This is a genomic window from Hymenobacter sp. DG25A (genome assembly GCF_001280305.1).
Taxonomy (GTDB): domain Bacteria; phylum Bacteroidota; class Bacteroidia; order Cytophagales; family Hymenobacteraceae; genus Hymenobacter.
In genome coordinates this window covers 1,251,882-1,269,193 of sequence record NZ_CP012623.1, presented here as the reverse complement: position 1 = coordinate 1,269,193, position 17,312 = coordinate 1,251,882, and the positions used below count along the sequence as shown (strand labels likewise).

At 58.2% G+C, this 17,312-nt stretch carries 13 protein-coding genes; 8 read left to right on the top strand and 5 right to left on the bottom strand.

The window, feature by feature from the left end; all coding sequences use genetic code 11:
- Positions 1-18: 18 nt before the first annotated feature.
- Together AM218_RS05465 and AM218_RS05460 are read right to left on the bottom strand one after the other, a co-directional pair.
- Complete coding sequence (locus AM218_RS05465) at positions 19-1,989, bottom strand: DEAD/DEAH box helicase (RefSeq protein WP_054412583.1); 1,971 nt, start codon at positions 1,987-1,989, stop codon at positions 19-21.
- Positions 1,990-2,374: 385 nt separating this feature from the next.
- Positions 2,375-2,569, bottom strand: a complete 195-nt coding sequence (locus AM218_RS05460; protein WP_044513832.1) for a cold-shock protein — start codon at positions 2,567-2,569, stop codon at positions 2,375-2,377.
- Between the two features lie 180 nt (positions 2,570-2,749).
- Here AM218_RS05460 and AM218_RS05455 point away from each other — a divergent pair, with 180 nt between their 5' ends.
- Positions 2,750-3,172, top strand: coding sequence for an acyl-CoA thioesterase (locus tag AM218_RS05455; protein ID WP_071843702.1), 423 nt, complete (start codon positions 2,750-2,752; stop codon positions 3,170-3,172).
- A gap of 115 nt (positions 3,173-3,287) precedes the next feature.
- Here AM218_RS05455 and AM218_RS05450 read toward each other — a convergent pair whose 3' ends face one another.
- The gene (locus AM218_RS05450) at positions 3,288-4,118 is read right to left on the bottom strand and encodes a hypothetical protein (protein ID WP_054412579.1); all 831 of its coding nucleotides are present in this window, start codon (positions 4,116-4,118) and stop codon (positions 3,288-3,290) included.
- A gap of 299 nt (positions 4,119-4,417) precedes the next feature.
- Here AM218_RS05450 and AM218_RS05445 point away from each other — a divergent pair, with 299 nt between their 5' ends.
- The 6 genes from AM218_RS05445 to AM218_RS05415 all read left to right on the top strand — a co-directional run bounded on the left by AM218_RS05445 (position 4,418) and on the right by AM218_RS05415 (position 14,327).
- Positions 4,418-7,831, top strand: coding sequence for a UvrD-helicase domain-containing protein (locus AM218_RS05445; protein ID WP_054412577.1), 3,414 nt, complete (start codon positions 4,418-4,420; stop codon positions 7,829-7,831).
- Between the two features lie 343 nt (positions 7,832-8,174).
- Positions 8,175-11,165, top strand: coding sequence for a PD-(D/E)XK nuclease family protein (locus tag AM218_RS05435; protein WP_082318082.1), 2,991 nt, complete (start codon positions 8,175-8,177; stop codon positions 11,163-11,165).
- A gap of 104 nt (positions 11,166-11,269) precedes the next feature.
- Entirely contained in the window at positions 11,270-11,704 is a 435-nt protein-coding gene (locus AM218_RS05430; protein ID WP_054412575.1) for a nucleoside deaminase, read from the top strand.
- A gap of 64 nt (positions 11,705-11,768) precedes the next feature.
- Positions 11,769-12,071 (top strand): hypothetical protein, encoded by a 303-nt coding sequence (locus tag AM218_RS16705; RefSeq protein WP_157547532.1) that lies wholly within the window; start codon positions 11,769-11,771, stop codon positions 12,069-12,071.
- The gene (locus tag AM218_RS05420) at positions 12,044-12,436 is read left to right on the top strand and encodes a hypothetical protein (protein WP_054412571.1); all 393 of its coding nucleotides are present in this window, start codon (positions 12,044-12,046) and stop codon (positions 12,434-12,436) included. Before AM218_RS16705 ends, AM218_RS05420 begins: the two co-directional genes overlap by 28 nt.
- Before the next feature lie 112 nt (positions 12,437-12,548).
- Complete coding sequence (locus tag AM218_RS05415) at positions 12,549-14,327, top strand: chloride channel protein (protein ID WP_054412569.1); 1,779 nt, start codon at positions 12,549-12,551, stop codon at positions 14,325-14,327.
- Positions 14,328-14,477: 150 nt separating this feature from the next.
- Here AM218_RS05415 and AM218_RS05410 read toward each other — a convergent pair whose 3' ends face one another.
- Entirely contained in the window at positions 14,478-15,665 is a 1,188-nt protein-coding gene (locus AM218_RS05410; protein WP_054412567.1) for a cation:proton antiporter, read from the bottom strand.
- Positions 15,666-15,768: 103 nt separating this feature from the next.
- Between AM218_RS05410 and AM218_RS05405 the strand changes: the two genes are divergently transcribed.
- On the top strand, positions 15,769-17,004 hold the full coding sequence (locus AM218_RS05405) for a BaiN/RdsA family NAD(P)/FAD-dependent oxidoreductase (protein WP_054412565.1): 1,236 nt from the start codon (positions 15,769-15,771) through the stop codon (positions 17,002-17,004).
- Here AM218_RS05405 and AM218_RS05400 read toward each other — a convergent pair.
- Positions 17,001-17,279 (bottom strand): hypothetical protein, encoded by a 279-nt coding sequence (locus tag AM218_RS05400; RefSeq protein WP_054412563.1) that lies wholly within the window; start codon positions 17,277-17,279, stop codon positions 17,001-17,003. The two genes, AM218_RS05405 and AM218_RS05400, sit on opposite strands and share 4 nt — an antisense overlap.
- Between the last annotated feature and the right edge of the window lie 33 nt (positions 17,280-17,312).

Sequence of the window (17,312 nt, the reverse complement as noted above, 5' to 3'; positions counted from 1 at the left end):
TCAACCGTATTTTAACATCTATTCGCCGAAGCCCTGGCCGTCGCGCTTGCCTTTGTAGCCGCCTGAGCTGCTACCGCTGCCGCCTTTGTAGCCACCGCCGCCGTAGCCGCTGCCGCCTTCGCGACGGTCACCGCCTTTGTAGCCACCGCCGCCGTAGCTGCTGCCACCCCGGTTGCCACCGAAGCTGCTGCCGCCTTCACGACGCTCGCCACCTTTGTAGCCGCCACCGTAGCTGCTGCCACCGCGGTTACCACCGCCATAGCTGCTGCCGCCTTCGCGACGCTCGCCACCACCAAATCCACCGGGGCCACGACGGGCCGGACGGTTCTCATTAGCACCGCCGAAGCCGCGGGTGTTGCCTTCCTGCTGCGCATCACCTTCCTGGCGCGGCGTAGCAATGTTGAAGGCTACCGGACGGCCCTGAATGGAGCTGCGGCCGAGCTGATCAATGATTTCCTGCACAAACTCATTCGGCACTTCTACGAAGCTGAACTTGTCGTACAGAGCAATGTCGCCTACTTTGCTGGCCATAAGGCTGGTGTTTTCAGCAATGAGGTCTACAATGTCGCGGGGGTGCAGGCGGTCCTTCTTACCCATGGTAACGAAGAGGCGCGTGAAGCCGGCGCGGGCAGCACCCTGGGTGCGGCTGGCATCCAGACTTTCCTGCGCACGCTTGTCTTCCTTCATGGTCATTTTGAGCAGGGCCGCGGCTACGTCCAGGGACGTAACTGCTTCTTCCTGGTCCTGATCAATCAGGCGTTGTACGCGGGCAATGTACTTGTCCAGGTTGCCCTTTACAATAATCTCCTTAATGGAGTTGAGCATGAGCGTGGTTTTCACCTCCGACACATCTTCGAAGGAAGGCACGCGCTCCTGCTTGATGGTGGCTTTGGTGAAGCGCATGATATCACGCAGCTTATAGATGTCGCGGCCGCTCACGAAGGTGAAGGCTTTGCCCAGCTTACCAGCGCGGCCGGTACGGCCGATGCGGTGTACGTAGTATTCTTCGTCGGCGGGCAGGTCGTAGTTTACTACTACTTCCACGTTTTCCACGTCGATGCCGCGGGCGGCTACGTCGGTGGCTACGAGGATTTCCAGCGTGCCTTTGCGGAATTTATCCAGCGTGTTCTGGCGCTGCTGCTGGCCCATGTCGCCGTGCAGACCTTCGGCGAAATAGCCTTTAGCCTGCAGGTCGCCCACAATCTCGTCTACCATGCGCTTCGTGTTAGCGAAGACGATGCCCGACTTGATGTTGTACATGTCGATGAGACGCGTCAGAACGTCCTTCTTCTGGGGACCACGCACCTCGAAGTAGCTCTGCTCGATGTTGGTAACCGTCATTTCCTGATGGTTTACCTTCACGATCTGCGGATCCTTCTGGTAGCGCTTGGTCATCTCCATGATGGGCTTGCTCATCGTGGCGGAGAAGAATACCGTCTGGCGCTCCTCAGGCATCTTCTTCAACACCGTCTCGATGTCGTCGCGGAAGCCCATGTCCAGCATTTCGTCCGCCTCATCGAGGATGATCATTTTGCAGGAGTCGAGCTTCAGGGTACCACGCTCAATGTGGTCCATTACGCGGCCGGGGGTACCAATTACAATCTGCACACCGCGCTCCAGGGCGCGGAACTGCCGGTCGTAGCTGGAGCCGCCGTAGATAGGCACTACGGCCAGGCCTTTCTTGTATTTGCCCAGCTTCTGGATTTCGCCGGAAACCTGCACGGCCAGCTCGCGGGTGGGGCAGAGCACCAGGCACTGCACTTCGCGGGAGTCCGTATCAACGCGCTCAATGGCGGGGATTGAGAAGGCGGCAGTTTTGCCGGTACCCGTCTGGGCTTGGCCAATTACGTCGCGGCCCTGGAGCAATACCGGGATACCGGCTGCCTGAATGGGGGATGCTTCCTCGTAGCCTACTTCCGCAATAGCGCGCTGCATTTCTTCAGAGAGCGTCAGCTCACTGAACTTCATTTTTTCCGATTCTTTTTCCATGTCGATGGTTATGGAGAGTGTATAGCTCTGAAAACAGCGAATTCAGCGACGCTCTTCTCCCACTCTACAACAACGACAAGTGACGGAAGCAACGGACGGAAGATAAAGCCGGCCTACAATTTTTTTTACTGGGCAGCTACAGCTGCGCGGAACAGGGCCGTTCTCAATGCGGCTGCAAAGGTACATAAAAGAATAGAGAATTACCAGATGAGCTTGAATTCTGTACCTGTACTAAGCCGAAACGGCCTTCCTGAAATACCAAAATCCGAAATTTACCAGCAGCACTGAAACCCCTCTGGCGCGCAGCAGGCATAAAAAAAGGCACTCCTGAGGAGTGCCTTTTAAAGGTCGTTTTCTAGTTCTTAGATAACTAACGACGACTAGACTAAGCCAGCTGTACTTTCACAGCGTTCAGGCCTTTTTTGCCCTGAGCTACTTCGTACTGAACTTTGTCGTTTTCACGAATCTCGTCTACGAGCAGGTTCGTTACGTGTACGAAGATGTCTTCGCCAGTTTCGTCGTTTTTGATAAATCCGAAGCCTTTGGCGTCGTTGAAGAATTTTACAGTTCCCGTCTGCATGTTGGAAGGATATAAGGTTTCGTTAAGAAATGGGTACTGTACTACTGCTGAAACCTTGTTTATTCGGCAAGCTAAGCGAGACTCATCTTCTTAAGTTGCGTCAAATATACAACTTCTCTTAGAAGTTCCACCTAGTTATCAGTTGTTGTCTGTACTTAACCCAATTTTTTTTTGCACTCCATGCCGATGCCTCCTGCCGATACCTTTTTCTTCTCCCATATCATCCAGGTGCAGCCCTCAGATATCGATGAGCTGCACCACGCCAACAACGTGCAGTACGTGCGCTGGGTGCAGGACGTGGCCGGCGCCCACTGGCTGGCGGCATTCCCTGTGGGAGAGAGGGAGAAGTATATCTGGGTAGTGCAGGAGCACCGCATCAAGTATCTGCGCCCGGCTTTAGAGGGCGAAGCGCTACGCTGCTCTACCTGGCTGGGCGACATCCGCGGGGCGTTGTCGCAACGGTTTACCAGCATAGAGCGCGCCTCCGATAATGTACTGCTGTGCGAGGCGGAAACCTGGTGGGTGTTGCTGGACCCTGCCACTGGCCGCCCCCGCCGCATAGATTCACAAGTGATACAACGTCTTAAGGAGCCTTTACCATAGCTATTATAATTTAGTTGAGCCGGGCATTATTGCCTTTACATAATTTAATAAAGGCCAAACAGGCCCTGGTACTTTTGGGAATACCAGGGCCTGTTTACCTTATATAATTGCCTTTTTACCGCCCGCCGCGGGCATTGCGGGAATAGCCCTCCGAGTAGCCGTAGTAGCCGCCCTGGCCGGAGCGGCCACCGCGCCGTTCGTCGTCGTCTTCATAGCGGCGGCCGTATGGGCTGCGGTTCCGGTCCTCATCAGATGCCTGGAAACGGCCGCGCTCATCCCGGTCTTCGTAGCGAACATTGGAGCCGCGGCCAATGCCGTATGCGGAGCGGCTGCCCCGGTCTTCATCTTCAAAAGTGGAAAACTGGTTGCGGCCGCGGGTGCCGCTTTCGTACATATCACCGCGGTAGCCCTGGCCTATGCCTGCGCCGGGATGCTCCCGTTCATACGAAGAGCCCACACCATAATCGGAACGCCTGCTGCGGTCTTCGTCGACCTCATTATAGCGGCTGCTGGCGCTGCCATAGGGGTTGCCCCAGCTCTGGCTGCTCCGGTTCCGGCGGTTTTCATCTTCGGAATCGTAGCGCACAAACTGATTGCGGGCGCGGTCCTCGTACTGCTCATAGCGGCTGCCGCGGCCCATGCCGGATGAGCCCGAAGACCGGTCACTCATGCCACCAGAGCCGGGTGATCCATAGTTATAAGCACCATATCCCGACGAACCATAGCCGGTGGCACGGCCCAGGTCGTAGTCGGAGCGGTTGCGGTTTTGGGAGGAGCTATACTGATTGCGCATACCCCGGTCTTCGTCTTCGTAGCGGCCGGAATACTGGCTGCGCCCACGCATGTCATAATCCTCGTAGTCCCGATAGTTGCTACGACGGCCCATATCGGAGTCCTGGTAATTATCACGGTAGTAGCCCCGCGAATATTGATTTTCCTGTGCCATAGTATGTGGGTGTTAAATAGTGAATTGATAAGGCACGATTTTACTGATTTCCGGTGGCTTAGGTTAGTGGTTGAGCTTGCTGATAAGGCCTGATCTTTGCTGAAAACAGGGTATATATTTTTGTTTATATATTTATTAATCAACAAATTATAAAAACATATTCGCAGGAGCGAGACAAAATCTTATAACCCATTGGGGCGCAATGCCAGCATTTTATTACGGCTGATTCCTGTTGTATTTCTTTTGCCTTATTACTGCTGCCGGCGGCGTAACTTGCCCCGCTATTCAGCGCCTTTTTTATGCCTGCTACTTTCCGCATTTATTCTTCCTCTGCCGGCTCGGGCAAAACCTATCAGCTCACAAAAGAATATCTGAAGCTGGCCCTGGGCTCGGACGACCCGGCTTATTTTAAGAGCATTCTGGCCATCACCTTTACCAATGATGCCGCCGGCGAAATGAAGGAGCGCATCATTGGCGCCCTGCGGAAGTTTGCCTACCCCGAGGAAGGGAAACCGGATATGCTGCTGGCTGAAGTAACGGCCGAACTAGCCGCCGAAAACCGCCTGCCCCGGCTGGCCCAAACGGTAGCGGAACAGGAGCAGGAAGTGCGCCGCCGCGCCACCGCCACATTCCGGTTGGTGCTGTACCACTACGCCGATTTTGCCGTCAGCACCATCGACTCCTTTGTGCAGCGCATTGTTACGGCCTTCACGCGGGAGCTGGGTTTGCCGGCCTCGTTTGAGGTGGAGCTGGACACGGATACCGTGCTGCAAAGCGCCGTGGCCGTGCTGCTGGACAAAGTAAACCGCGACCCGAACAGTAAGCTGCTTTCCAAAACCCTCTCGGAGTATGCCTTAAGCCGCGCCGACGAAGGCAAGAGCTGGAACAACCTGCCCACCGAGCTGGCGGAATTTGGGCAGTTTCTATTTAATGAAACCGTGCACGAGGCCGTTACGCAACTGCAGAAGCTCACGCTGCAGGACTTCCGCCGCCTGCACGAAACCCTGCGCCAGCGCCGCCAGGAAATTGAAGCCGAATTTCAGGCTGTAGGCGAGCGGGCCGCAGCCGCCCTGCAGGCCTTAGGTGTAACGGAAGCCGACCTGTACCAGGGCAAAAGCGGAATTTTCGGCTACGCCACCAAGTGGGAAGAGCGCCTGCTGCCCGACAAGGACGCCAACTCCTATGTGCGCGCCACCGTGGACCAGGACAAATGGTACAGCGGCAAGGTAAAGACCGAAGCCGACCGCCAGCGCGTGGACGCCGTGAAACCTGCCTTGCTTGCGGCTTATGAGGAGTTTGAGCAGCTGCGGGCCCAGCTCCTCCCCCACTATATTCTGCTCTCGGCCATGCAGCCGTACCTGTTTCACGCCTCGCTGCTGAATGAGCTGAACAAAGTAGTGGAGCAAATCAGCAGGGAGCGAAACGTGGTGCTTATCAGTGAGTTTAATCGCCGCATTGCCAGCATTGTCCTCACCGAGCCCGTGCCGTTTCTGTATGAGCGCCTCGGCGACCGGTACTTACATTTGCTGATAGATGAGTTTCAGGACACCTCGGTGCTGCAGTGGAACAACCTGCTGCCACTGGTGGAAAATGCCGTATCCACCGGCAACCTCTCCCTGGCCGTAGGCGACGCCAAACAGGCTATTTACCGCTGGCGCGGCGGCGAAATGGAGCAGATTCTGCGCCTGCACCAGGGCCAGACGGAGATACTGGTAAACCGCGCCAACGACCCCGAACTGCAGGAGCTGCTGCGCGAGCGGTACTACACCCTGGACCAGGTGCTGGAGCCGGCCGCGCTCAACACCAACTTCCGCTCCGCTGCCGAAATCATCAGCTTCAACAATGCTTTCTTTGAGCACGTCAGTCAGCGCCACGCCATGCTGCCGCTGGTGCAGGGCATTTATGATGCGCATTTCGGGCAGGAAGTAGCACCGCTGGGGCAGTTGCCCGGCCACGTGGAGTTGCTCTTTACCCAGGACAATACCCCCGCCCGCCGCTACGATGCCCGGGCCGGGCACTACACAGAAGAAATGCTGCCCGGCCACCTGCCCGATGCCAAGCTGGACTACGACGAAAGCACCCTGTATCTCACGCTGCAGCTGGTAGAGCAGGCCATGGCCGATGGTTTCCGGGCGCAGGATGTGGCCGTGCTCTGCCGCACGCGCCGGGGCAGCCGTTTGGTGGCTAAATTCCTGAAGGAGCGCGGCTACCAGATTATTTCCGCCGACTCTTTGTCCCTGGAATTTGCGGAGGTGGTGAATTTGCTGGTGGCCATTTTCCGGGTGCTCAACCAGCCCGCCGATACGCTGGCCCGCGCCGAAGCCATGCTGCTGGTGGATAAAGTAGTGCGCCGCCTGGCCCCTACGCCGGCCCGGGCGCGCCACATTGCCGGACTGGCTAACGCCCCGCATGCCCGGGAATTTTACGACGAGCTTCGCACACTGGGCTATGATGTGCGGGAGCAGGAAACCGGCAACCTGGGATTGTATGAGCTGACGGAGCGCCTCATTGGCACCTTTAGGCTGCTGGGCCGCAACGCGGAAAGCGAGTACCTGTTCCGCTTCCTGGATCTGACCCTGGAATTCAGCCTGCGTCAGGGCAACAACCTCAACAACTTCCTGACTTACTGGGACCAGCGCAAAAGTGCGCTCAGCATCAACGCCCCGGCCGGCCGCGACGCCATTACCATTACCACGGTACACAAAGCCAAAGGCCTGGCCTACGGGGTAGTAATTGTGCCCTACGCCGACTGGAGCCTGGAGCCCTACCGGGGCACGCTGCTGTGGGGCCGCCTGGAAGAGGATGAAAAGCCGGTACCGGAAATGCCGGGCGTGGCCGTGGTAGGCCTCACCAAAGCCCTGCAGCGCACCCCGCTGGCCGCCCAATACGTGGAGGAGCGCGAAAAAACCTTCCTGGAGGGCCTGAACATGCTCTACGTGGCCTTCACCCGCCCGCGCCAGCGCCTCTACATCATCAGCAAACGCCCCGACACAAAGAAGAAAACGGAAGACGCCACGGCTAGCACCGACCCGGCCCGCTCCGTGGCGGAATTGCTGCATCAGTACTTGGTAAACCTGGGCGAATGGGAGGAGGAGCGCCTGGCCTTTACCCTCAGCCAGGGCAGTATGGCGCCGGCAGGCAGCAGCGGCAGGCCCAAGACCGGCAGCTACCCGCTCACTAACCTTACCTCCGTACCCTGGGAGGAGCGTTTGCGCCTGCGTCGGCACGCATCCACGGTGTTTGATTTTGATGAGCAGGAGCAGCTAGGCGAGTGGAACCGCAAGCTGCACTACGGCTTGCGCCGCCTGCACCGGGCCACGGAGGTGGAGCGCGTAGCCGGGCAACTGGCCGCCGAAGGCATCATCAGCACCAAGGAAAAAGCCGAAATGGTGCAGAAGCTGCGTCAGGTAGTAAGCCACCCGCAGTTGACACCCTATTTCGGGCCGCAGGTAAGCGTGGAGACGGAGCGGGAAATCCTCATCGGCGGCGTGCGGCGCCGCGACTACAAGCCCGACCGGGTAGTATTTGAAACCGGCGCCGCAGCCGGGCGCAACGGCACCCGCGTTACCATTCTCGACTTCAAGATTCCGCCGCCCAAGCCTCAGCACCGGCACCAATTGCAGCAGTATGCGCAGCTCTTCCGGCAGCTGGGCTATGCTGAGGTGCAATGCGTGCTGTATTATTTTGGAACCGAGGAAGTGGTAGTGTTTTAACCAGATTTACACCCGGCTATTTCCGTTTACTTATTCAAAAAATCTTTGATTTTCGGCTGAGACATGAGCTTGTAAACAAACAGGATAACACCCGTGATAGTGAGCACCATGCCTGATATTATAAGGATATCAGCCCCAGTCCAAAGCATTATCTTAAAGAGTGACCCAACCACGCTCAGGAACAAGCCTAAAGCAAGACAAAGGATGGCATATTTAGCTTTCATAAAATTTGGTTGGGACGAAATATGGAGACTTTTCTAAACGATATGTATTCCGCAAATAAGTACCTTTTTTCTGTGTGACATCCCAAATCTGAAACAGTACCTTTTCATTACCCTGCCGCATGCCATCTATCTTAGCCAGCCTTAATTCATCTGCTATTTCCACCGGTTCTGCCACCACCTCCTTCCTCGCCCAGGTGGCGCAGGACCTTACGGCGCGCTACTCTGCCGAGGAGCTGTCTGATTTGGTGGTGGTGGTGCCCACGCGCCGGGCGGTGGTGTATCTGAAGAACGAGTTGGCCATGAGCCTGAGCGCGGGCGAGGCGCTGTGGAGCCCCCGCGTGGCGGCCATGGAAGACTACATGGTAGAGTTGGCCGGCGTGCAGGTGGAAGAGCCTATTGCCCTGCAGCTGCTACTCTTTGATATTCTCAAGGGCATTGATCCTAACCTGGACTTCGACCGGTTTGTGGGCTGGGCCGGGCTGTTGCTCGCTGACTTTTCCAACCTGGACCAGAACCTGGCGCCGCCCCATAAGGTGTTTGAATACCTCACCCAGGCCAAGGCCCTGGAGCGTTGGGACCTGACCAAAACCCCCGAGCCTGATTCCATTACCGGTCAGTATTTCCGGTTCTGGGACGACCTGGAAAAAGTGTACCGCCGCCTGCAAAAGCAGATGCTGGCCCAGCACCTCGCCTACCCCGGCCTGGCCTACCGGTTGGCGGTGGAAGGCATGGAAAAGCGCCTGTTGCGCGGCGAAGAACCGGCCCGCCACGTGTTTGTGGGCCTGGGAGCTTTATCGAGGGCGGAGGAGCGGCTGGTGCGCCTGCTACTGAAGCACGGCCGCGCCGAAGTGCGCTTCGATGGCGACCCGTTTTACCTGGAAGCCGACTCGCCCAACCGCGCCGGGCAGTACCTGCGGCGCTACCTCACCCGCTGGGAGCTTTCGCGGGAGGCGTTTGGCGGCAACGTGGAATGGCTGCGCGGCCTGCCCCGGACCATGCGTTTTGTGGGCGTGGCCAATGCCTCCATGCAGGGCAAAGTAGCCGGACAGCTCTTGGCTGAATCGCGGCAGCAAAACCCCAACGCCACGGTGGCCGTGGTGCTGCCCGATGAAACCCTGCTGCTGCCCGTGCTGCACGGTCTGCCGCCGGAGCACGTGCCCAGCTACAACGTCACCATGGGTTTGAGCTTCCAGAGCACGCCGCTTTTTAACCTGGTGGATCTGCTGTTTGAAGTGCACCTGACCGGCATTCGGGAAGGCGGCGAAGGACCGGACTACGGGGTACCGCGCTACCACCACCTGGCCGTTACCAAGCTGCTGGCTCACCCCTTCCTTCGGCGCTATCAGCAGTGGCTCGATCATCAGCCCAACGAAAAATACCATGGGCTGCTGGACCGGGTGTGCCGCCAGATTGTGCAGCGCAACGCCGTGCTGCTGCCAGCCCGCGAGCTGCTGGAGCTGGGCCATCATCACCCTATTATCGAAGCCCTTTTCCGCACCTGGAACGACTGCGACGATATTATCCGGGCCTGCTACACGCTTATTGATCTGCTGAAGCAGGTGTATGAGGAGCAGCACTCGGCTATTGAAGCGGAATACCTGTATCTGTTTTACACGCTGGTTAAGCAGCTGGATTCGGCGTTTGACTGCCGGGAGCAGCGGCTGTCGGTGCGCTCTTTCCGGCGGTTTCTTTATGAGCAGATGCGCACCACGCGCCTGCCCTTCAGCGGGGAGCCCATTGCCGATGTGCAGGTGATGGGCCTGCTGGAAACCCGGGCCCTGGATTTCGACCACATCATCATTCTCAGCTGCAACGAAAATGTGCTGCCGGCGCCCAAGCGGCATGGCTCCCTGTTTCCGTATGATGTGCTGAAAGAGTTCCGCATGCCCACGTACGCCGACCAAGAATCGGCTACGGCGTATCACTTCTGGCGCCTGCTGCAGCGCGCCCGCCGCGTAGACTTGGTGCACGTGCTGCCCGGCGCGGAAGGCACGCGCACCGGCGAGCGGAGCCGTTTTCTGCTGCAGATTGAGAATGATTTGCTGCCCCAGAGCCCTAACATGACGCTGGAAAAGCTTACGGCTCTGGTAGAGGCAGATACCGAAGGCAGCGGCCACCCGCAGCCCCAGGCCCTGCCCCAGCAAACCGCCGGCGACCTGGTGCTGGAAAAGGACGGCGAGATGCTGCAGGCCCTGCGCGCAGTGCTCGACAAAGGCCTCTCCCCTTCAGCCCTAAATCAGTACCTGGCCTGCAACCTGCAGTTCTATTTTGCGCGCATAGCTAAGTTTCAGGAAAACGAGGAAGTGGAAGAGCACTTGGGTGCCGATACTTTTGGTACGGTAGTGCACGAAGCCCTTGAGCACCTGCTCACGCCTTTTGTTCAGGAGAACCGCCCGCTGACGGCCGAGGACCTGCCCGGCCTGCTGAAACAGGCGCCGGCCGCCGTGCAGCAGGCCCTGCGCCAGGAAGAAACCGACCGCCACGCCCGCGCCGACGAAGGCCTGAACCACGTGCTGGGCCAGGTTGCCACGCAGCTGGTGCGCCGCTACCTGGAAGGCCTGGCCGAGCAGCCCGGCGGCCTGCCGCTGCGCATTCATGCCCTAGAAGAGCGCCTGCACGCCACCGTATTTGTGCCCCGCCCCGACGGCGAGAAGCTGCCCATGCGCCTTATCGGCTACGCCGACCGCCTGGATGAGCTGCCGGATGGTCGCCTGCGCGTTATCGACTATAAAACCGGGATGGTGCAGGCCGCCGAGCTGCGCCTGCAAAAGCGCGGCGAAGGCCCTGCCGAAGCAGTGGAGCGGCTGCTGCATGACTCTACCTCCGCGGCTGATAAAGTGCGGCAGCTGTGGCTGTATCGCTTCATGCTGGAGCAAAACGGCCGCCCCGCCGCCGATGCGGCTATTATCTCCCTGCGCAACCTGAGCGCGGGCCCCATGTCGGCGGATATGGGCTTTCTGACGGAAGAAGGCACGTCGTTTATGGCGCGCAGCGAGGAGCTATTGGGTCAATTGGCAAACCGCATGCTGGACCCACAGGAGCCCATCCGCAAAACCGATGATCTGGAAAAGTGTCAGTACTGTCCGTACCGGGGTATTTGCGCGCGGTAAGAAATTCAGGCGCAACTCCGGTTTCTGAGTGGGCCTCTGTACCTTGCAGCCTTTCCTTTTTTCACTGACTGAACACGCCTAAGCGCATTTCTATAAAGACTACTATGGACGAATTCATGCAGGCCGCCATTGACGAAGCCCGCCAGGGCCGCAAAGAAGGCGGTATTCCGATTGGCTCAGTGCTGGTGCGCAACAGCCAGATTGTGGCCCGCGGGCACAACAAGCGCGTGCAGGAAAACAACGCCATTAAGCACGGCGAAATGGACTGCCTGAACAATGCCGGCCGTCAGCACACCTACCGCGACACCGTGATTTACAGCACCCTGATGCCCTGCTATATGTGCGCCGGCACCATTGTGCAGTTCAAAATACCCAAAGTAGTGGTAGGCGAGTCGCGCACGTTTGACGGGGCCCGGGAATTTATGGAAAGCCACGGCGTGGAAGTAGTAGACCTGGATTTGCCGGAGTGCGTGCAGATGATGGAAGAGTTCATCGAAGCCGAGCCCGCCCTCTGGAACGAAGACATCATGGAAGAATAAAAAGAAGGCCAGCGGAGTCATTGCTCTGCTGGCCTTCGTCTTTTTTCACCTTACCCATTTACGCATGAGCGCTCCACTTTCTGCATCGAAGAAATGCCCGCATTGCGGGCACTGGTCGGAGTGGCAGCAGCGCCCCGATGACCGGTGTGCGCGGTGCGGCCAACTGCTGGACCCCGTGCGCAACCGCAGTGAGCAGGCCCGGGAACAACAAGCGCAGGAGCCTATTTCGGGCATCATGCTCATTGAAATAAACCCGGAGGATGGGGCGCTGCTGCGGTTTTTTAAATACATCATTCGGGGCGGGCAGCTGGCGTTTGCGGCCCTGCTGGCGTTTATGCTATGGCTGGTAACAGCACTGGCCGGTTAAAATTCCCCGCCGAGCTGCGGCACCCGCTGTTCCTGCTGGGCACCGTGCTGTACCTTTTTGCGTGCATCAACCGGTACTGGGCCCACTGGCAGCTGCCCACCCTTATTAATTCCCACCTGGCTGATCTGGTAGACCTGCCCCTGCAGCTCACGCTGCTGCTCTGGTTTATGCGCCGGCTTTATTTCCGCCAACCCTCCTTTGTGCTGCCGCTTTCCTGGATCATCAGCTCCTGGGTGGTTATAGCCATTTGGTTTGAGCTGATTATGCCGCATTTTAATTCCCGGATGGTGGCAGACCCCTTAGATGTAGTGGCTTATACCCTTGGATGCTTCGTATTCTGGCGCTGGATGAACCAACCGGCGTAGGCGCCAGAGAAAAAAAGCACTGTTTTTGCAGTGGGTTTTATAATTTGTCCGTTATCGTTACCACGGTTACGCGCCCTCTCCTACCTGTTCTTCGGAAGTGAATTAATTCCTCATGCCCAAAAGCATCGTTCATCGACTCCTGGGTCCGCTGCTCCTGTGGCGCTTACGCTACATTAACGACAGGGCCTATCTGATTCTGTTGAGCGTTTTGGTGGGGATAATGGCCGGCTTAGCCGCCGTACTGCTCAAAAACTCGGTTCATTATTCGCAGTACCTGATTTTTGCCTGGGTACCGGAGCAGTACCGCGTCTTTGCCCTGTCGCTCTACCCTATTATTGGTATTTCGCTGTCGGTGCTGTTTACGCGCTATGTGCTGGGCGGCACGCTCAGCCGGGGCATTGGGCCTATTGTTTACAACATTGCCCGCCAGAACAGCATTGTGCCGCGCAGCAAGCTGTTTTCGCAAATGGTGACGTCCTTTTTCACGGTCACGTTTGGCGGCTCGGCTGGTCTGGAGGCCCCTATTTCCGTTACGGGCTCGGCCATCGGCTCCAACGTAGCGCGCATTCTGCGCGTGGGTAAGCGGGAAAGACGCTTGCTGGTGGGTTGCGGCGCGGCGGCCGGTATTGCGGCTATCTTCAACAGCCCCATTGCAGGGGTTCTGTTCGCGGTGGAGGTTATTCTCTCCGAGCTTTCGGCCCCGTTTTTCATTCCGCTGCTCATTGCCTCGGCCACGGCCACGGTGGTGTCGAAGCTGCTCTATGCCGGGCAGCCCTTCGTGCTCATTACCACCAGCTGGCCGGTAGAAGCTATTCCCTTGTATCTGCTGCTGGCGCTGTTCACGGCCCTGCTCTCCGTGTACATGATTCGCGTGTACTTTGCCGCCGAGCGGTTTTATGAGCGGTGGCCCGGGGCCTACCACAAAATCCTGTTTGGCGGCCTGGCCCTGGGGCTGCTGGTTTTCCTGTTTCCGCCGCTGTACGGCGAGGGCTACAACATTGTGCAGCTGCTGCTGAGCGGGCAGTCCAGCCACCTGGTAGATGGCTCCCTTTTCTCCGTGTACGGTGATGAAAGCGTGGGCCTGGTGCTGCTGGTAGCCATTGGCAGTATGCTGCTGAAAGTAGTGGCTACCACCGTTACGGTAGGTTCGGGCGGCAACGGGGGTATGTTCGGCTCCTCGCTGTTTGTGGGGGCGCTGGCGGGTTTTGTGTATGCCCGTATCATTAACCTGAGCGGGATAGATACCGTGCCCGAGGTACACTTCATTGTGCTGGGCATGGCGGGCATGCTGGCGGGCGTTATTCACGCCCCCCTAACAGCCATCTTCCTGATTGCGGAAATCACCGGCGGGTATGCGCTGTTCGTTCCACTCATGGCCGTTACTTCCTTTTCTTATCTGATTACAAAGTACTTCGAGCCTTATTCAGTGTACACTCGCAAGCTGGTGAAACAGGGAATTTATATGCACGCCGACCGGGACCGGGGGCTGCTGGCCCAGTTGGACCTGCACCACCTGATTCAGCGGGACTTTGTGAGCGTGCGCCCCGAAACAACCCTGGGCGAACTGGTGGACATTTTCCGGCACGCCACCCGCAACCTGTTCCCGGTAGTCAATAGCGAAGGTGAGCTGCAGGGCATTGTAACGCTGGATACCGTACGGGATGCCCTCTTCGACGATGAGCACTATAAAACCACCCTAGTGCGCGACCTGATGATTCAGCCCCCCGCCATTGTAAACCCCGACGACACCATGCTGGACACCCTGCGCTGCATGGAGCAGGTAGGCGCCTGGGCCCTGCCGGTAGTAGACCATGGCCGCTACGTCGGGTTTCTGCTGAAATCCGCTATTCTGGCCGGCTACCGGAAGCAGCTGATAAAGGAAACGGATTAGGAGCGGTAGACTTGCCAGCTGGCAGGAAGCACTTAGTTGTACTGATAGCAAAATACCCTTGCCCTCTGATTAGAGAGCAAGGGTATTTTTATAGAGTCCACGGAGCAGCTTTCTATTTCAGAGAACCACAATTATTGCTGGATTTTCGCCTCAATATTCGCCCAGCTCGGGCTCCCGGCCGGCCAGCAGCAGCCCCACCATCATCATCACGCCGGTAAGCAGAATAACCACGAAGAGGATGTTTTCGCTGACTTCACCGATGAGATGCTGCTGCGGAATGCTGTAAAACAGCAGCACACTGATCAGCCCCTTGGGCGCAATAAACAGCTCCGGCACCAGATCGGTGCGGGCGGCATAGCGCAGGTAGAAAAACCGGATGAGCGTGAGGATGCCTACGATGAGCAGGCCCTGCACGATGAGACTCAGGTTGAGGACGTTGGCCAGCGTGATGGAAAAACCGAACAGCAGGAAAAAGAACGTGCGAATGAGGAAGGCTGATTCAGCGGTGATGCTTTTGAGCTGGTGTAACTCGGCGGCCAGCCGCTCGGGGTGTACCAATCGGCGCAGCCAGCCTTTCAGGAAAACATCAGCGTTGTTCACGGCCAGCCCAAATACCAGCACCAGCACCAACGACGAGAGGTGAAACTTCTTGGCCAGCGAATAAATTAAGATCAGGAAGGCAAAAATCAGGAAGAACTTGACGTGCAGCCGAATACGGTGCAGCAGGAAAGCCAGCACCACGGTACTCACCACGGAAAGCACCAGCACCGCCACCACATCCCGCGAGAAGGTAATAACCGAGACTCCCTGCGCGAAATTATCCTGAATGGCAAAGTTGAAGAGCATAATGCCCAGGATATCGGAGAAGGTACTTTCATACACAATGAACTCCTGCTTTTCGCCCGTGAGGTTGGCCACGCTGGGTATGGCAATGGCGCTGCTGATAACCGTGAGGGGCACGGCATTTACCAGGCAGCTTTGAAAGGAGACGCCTAAATATGCTTTCAGCAGCAGGGCAATGGCCACCGTTTGCACCAGCAGCATGAGCGCCGCCGCAAAAAACGCCCGCCGGATTAAGGGGGCTTTGCCGGCCTCCAGCCTTAGGTCCAGGGCGCCTTCCAGCACAATCATAATCAGGCCGATAATCCCGAAGATTTCCAGCACCACGGAAGGAATATTCAGGGAAGCATCGAAGTAGTCGGCGGCTTGGCGCAGGGCAATGCCGGTGAGCAGCAGCATGAGCACCGAAGGCACCTTGGTGGCCCGGGCCGCCATATCAAACAGATACGACAGAATAACCGCAATACTCAGGTAAATCAGAATAGAATAAGGACCCATAGGCAGAGGTATGTTGGGTTAGGATGTACGCGCCCCGGGCCGGAAAGTAGGAAAACCACCGAACTTTACTGCCGCAATGCATTGTATCTTGCCGCCCCGGGTGATGAGCAGATCTACATTTTTGAAGGCGGAAGTAGTAATTGTGGGCGGCGGGCCGGCCGGACTGCTGGCGGCGCAGCGGCTGGCGGAAGCGGGGCATCAGGTAATACTTTTTGAGGCACAGGCCACCGTGGGGCGCAAGTTTCTGGTGGCCGGGCACGGCGGTTTTAACCTGAGCAACGCCGAGCCGGAAGCCCCTTTCGCCACCCGTTATGGCCCGGACAGCACCGCATTTTCCCAATTTCTGACGCACTTCTCCCCCTCTGAGCTGCGCCGCTGGGCTGCCGAGCTGGGCATAGAAACCTTTGTGGGCACCAGCGGCCGCATTTTCCCCCTGGCCGAGCACAAACCCGCCGACTTACTCCGCGCCTGGGTTGCCCGCCTGCAACAGCTGGGCGTGGTGCTGCACACGCGGCACCGCTGGCTGGGCTTTGAGGGCAGCACCGGGCTGCGCATCCAGAACACGGCCTCCGGCGAAGAGCTGGTGATAGAGCCCAAGGTCACCCTATTGGCCCTGGGCGGCGCCAGCTGGGCCAAGACCGGCTCCGATGGTGCCTGGGTACCGGCCTTTGAAAGTATTGGCATGCCGTGTGTGCCGTTTTTACCTTCCAACTGCGGCGCGGAAGTGGCGTGGTCGGCATTTTTTCAGCAGAAAGTGGGCCGGGCCCCGCTCAAAAACATTGCGCTGCGCTGCGGCGCTCAACGGGTGCGGGGGGAGTTGATGCTCACGGAATATGGCGTGGAAGGCACCCCGGTATATGCTCTCACCCCTGCTCTTCGCCAGGAGCTGGCAACAGGCCAGCCGGCCACCCTCTGGCTTGATCTGAAACCCGACCTCACCGATGAGCAGCTTCTCAACCGGCTGCGCACGCCCCGGCGCGGCAAGTCCTTGGCCGATTTTCTAAAACAGGTACTGCACCTAACCTCGCCCGTGCCCACGCTGCTGCGCGAAGTGGCTCCTACCGCTGCCACGGCCTCCCCGGAGGAGCTGGACCGGCTGCTGCGCCACCTGCCGCTCCCCATCACGGCCCTGCGCCCCCTGGACGAAGCTATTTCCACGGCTGGCGGGGTATCCTGGGAGGAGCTAACGCCCGACCTCATGCTGCGCCAGCGCCCGGGTACCTTTGTAGCCGGGGAAATGCTGAACTGGGAAGCGCCTACGGGCGGCTACCTTTTACAGGGATGTTTTAGCACGGGGGCCTGGGCGGCCCAGGCCATGCAGGCGTATTTGCACGCTTAGTCGGGACGGGGAGCCAGCCGGGTGCGTCTTTCGTCCTCGGCCTGCTCGGCGGCGGCCAGGATTTCTTTGGCTTCTTCCAGCAGCCGCTCTCCCTGGTCAATGTGCTTGCGGTAAATCAGGGCAAACAGAATGAAAAAGGAGACGATGGGCAGCAGCCACCCTAGGGAAAACCAGAGCCAGAACGAGCGGCCGTAGCTATGCGCGCAGTAGCCCGTCGTGATGGGGATAAACGACATGGCACAGGCAAATCCCAGCAGAATATCAACAAAAAACATAGTCTGGCAGTTGATAGGCGCGCAAAACGGCTC

Coding starts and splice junctions, on each gene's coding strand:
- AM218_RS05465 (WP_054412583.1), bottom strand. CDS start 1,989: ATGGAAAAAGAATCGGAAAAAATGAAGTTCAGTGAGCTGACGCTCTCT.
- AM218_RS05460 (WP_044513832.1), bottom strand. CDS start 2,569: ATGCAGACGGGAACTGTAAAATTCTTCAACGACGCCAAAGGCTTCGGA.
- AM218_RS05455 (WP_071843702.1), top strand. CDS start 2,750: ATGCCGATGCCTCCTGCCGATACCTTTTTCTTCTCCCATATCATCCAG.
- AM218_RS05450 (WP_054412579.1), bottom strand. CDS start 4,118: ATGGCACAGGAAAATCAATATTCGCGGGGCTACTACCGTGATAATTAC.
- AM218_RS05445 (WP_054412577.1), top strand. CDS start 4,418: ATGCCTGCTACTTTCCGCATTTATTCTTCCTCTGCCGGCTCGGGCAAA.
- AM218_RS05435 (WP_082318082.1), top strand. CDS start 8,175: ATGCCATCTATCTTAGCCAGCCTTAATTCATCTGCTATTTCCACCGGT.
- AM218_RS05430 (WP_054412575.1), top strand. CDS start 11,270: ATGGACGAATTCATGCAGGCCGCCATTGACGAAGCCCGCCAGGGCCGC.
- AM218_RS16705 (WP_157547532.1), top strand. CDS start 11,769: ATGAGCGCTCCACTTTCTGCATCGAAGAAATGCCCGCATTGCGGGCAC.
- AM218_RS05420 (WP_054412571.1), top strand. CDS start 12,044: ATGGCTGGTAACAGCACTGGCCGGTTAAAATTCCCCGCCGAGCTGCGG.
- AM218_RS05415 (WP_054412569.1), top strand. CDS start 12,549: ATGCCCAAAAGCATCGTTCATCGACTCCTGGGTCCGCTGCTCCTGTGG.
- AM218_RS05410 (WP_054412567.1), bottom strand. CDS start 15,665: ATGGGTCCTTATTCTATTCTGATTTACCTGAGTATTGCGGTTATTCTG.
- AM218_RS05405 (WP_054412565.1), top strand. CDS start 15,769: ATGAGCAGATCTACATTTTTGAAGGCGGAAGTAGTAATTGTGGGCGGC.
- AM218_RS05400 (WP_054412563.1), bottom strand. CDS start 17,279: ATGTTTTTTGTTGATATTCTGCTGGGATTTGCCTGTGCCATGTCGTTT.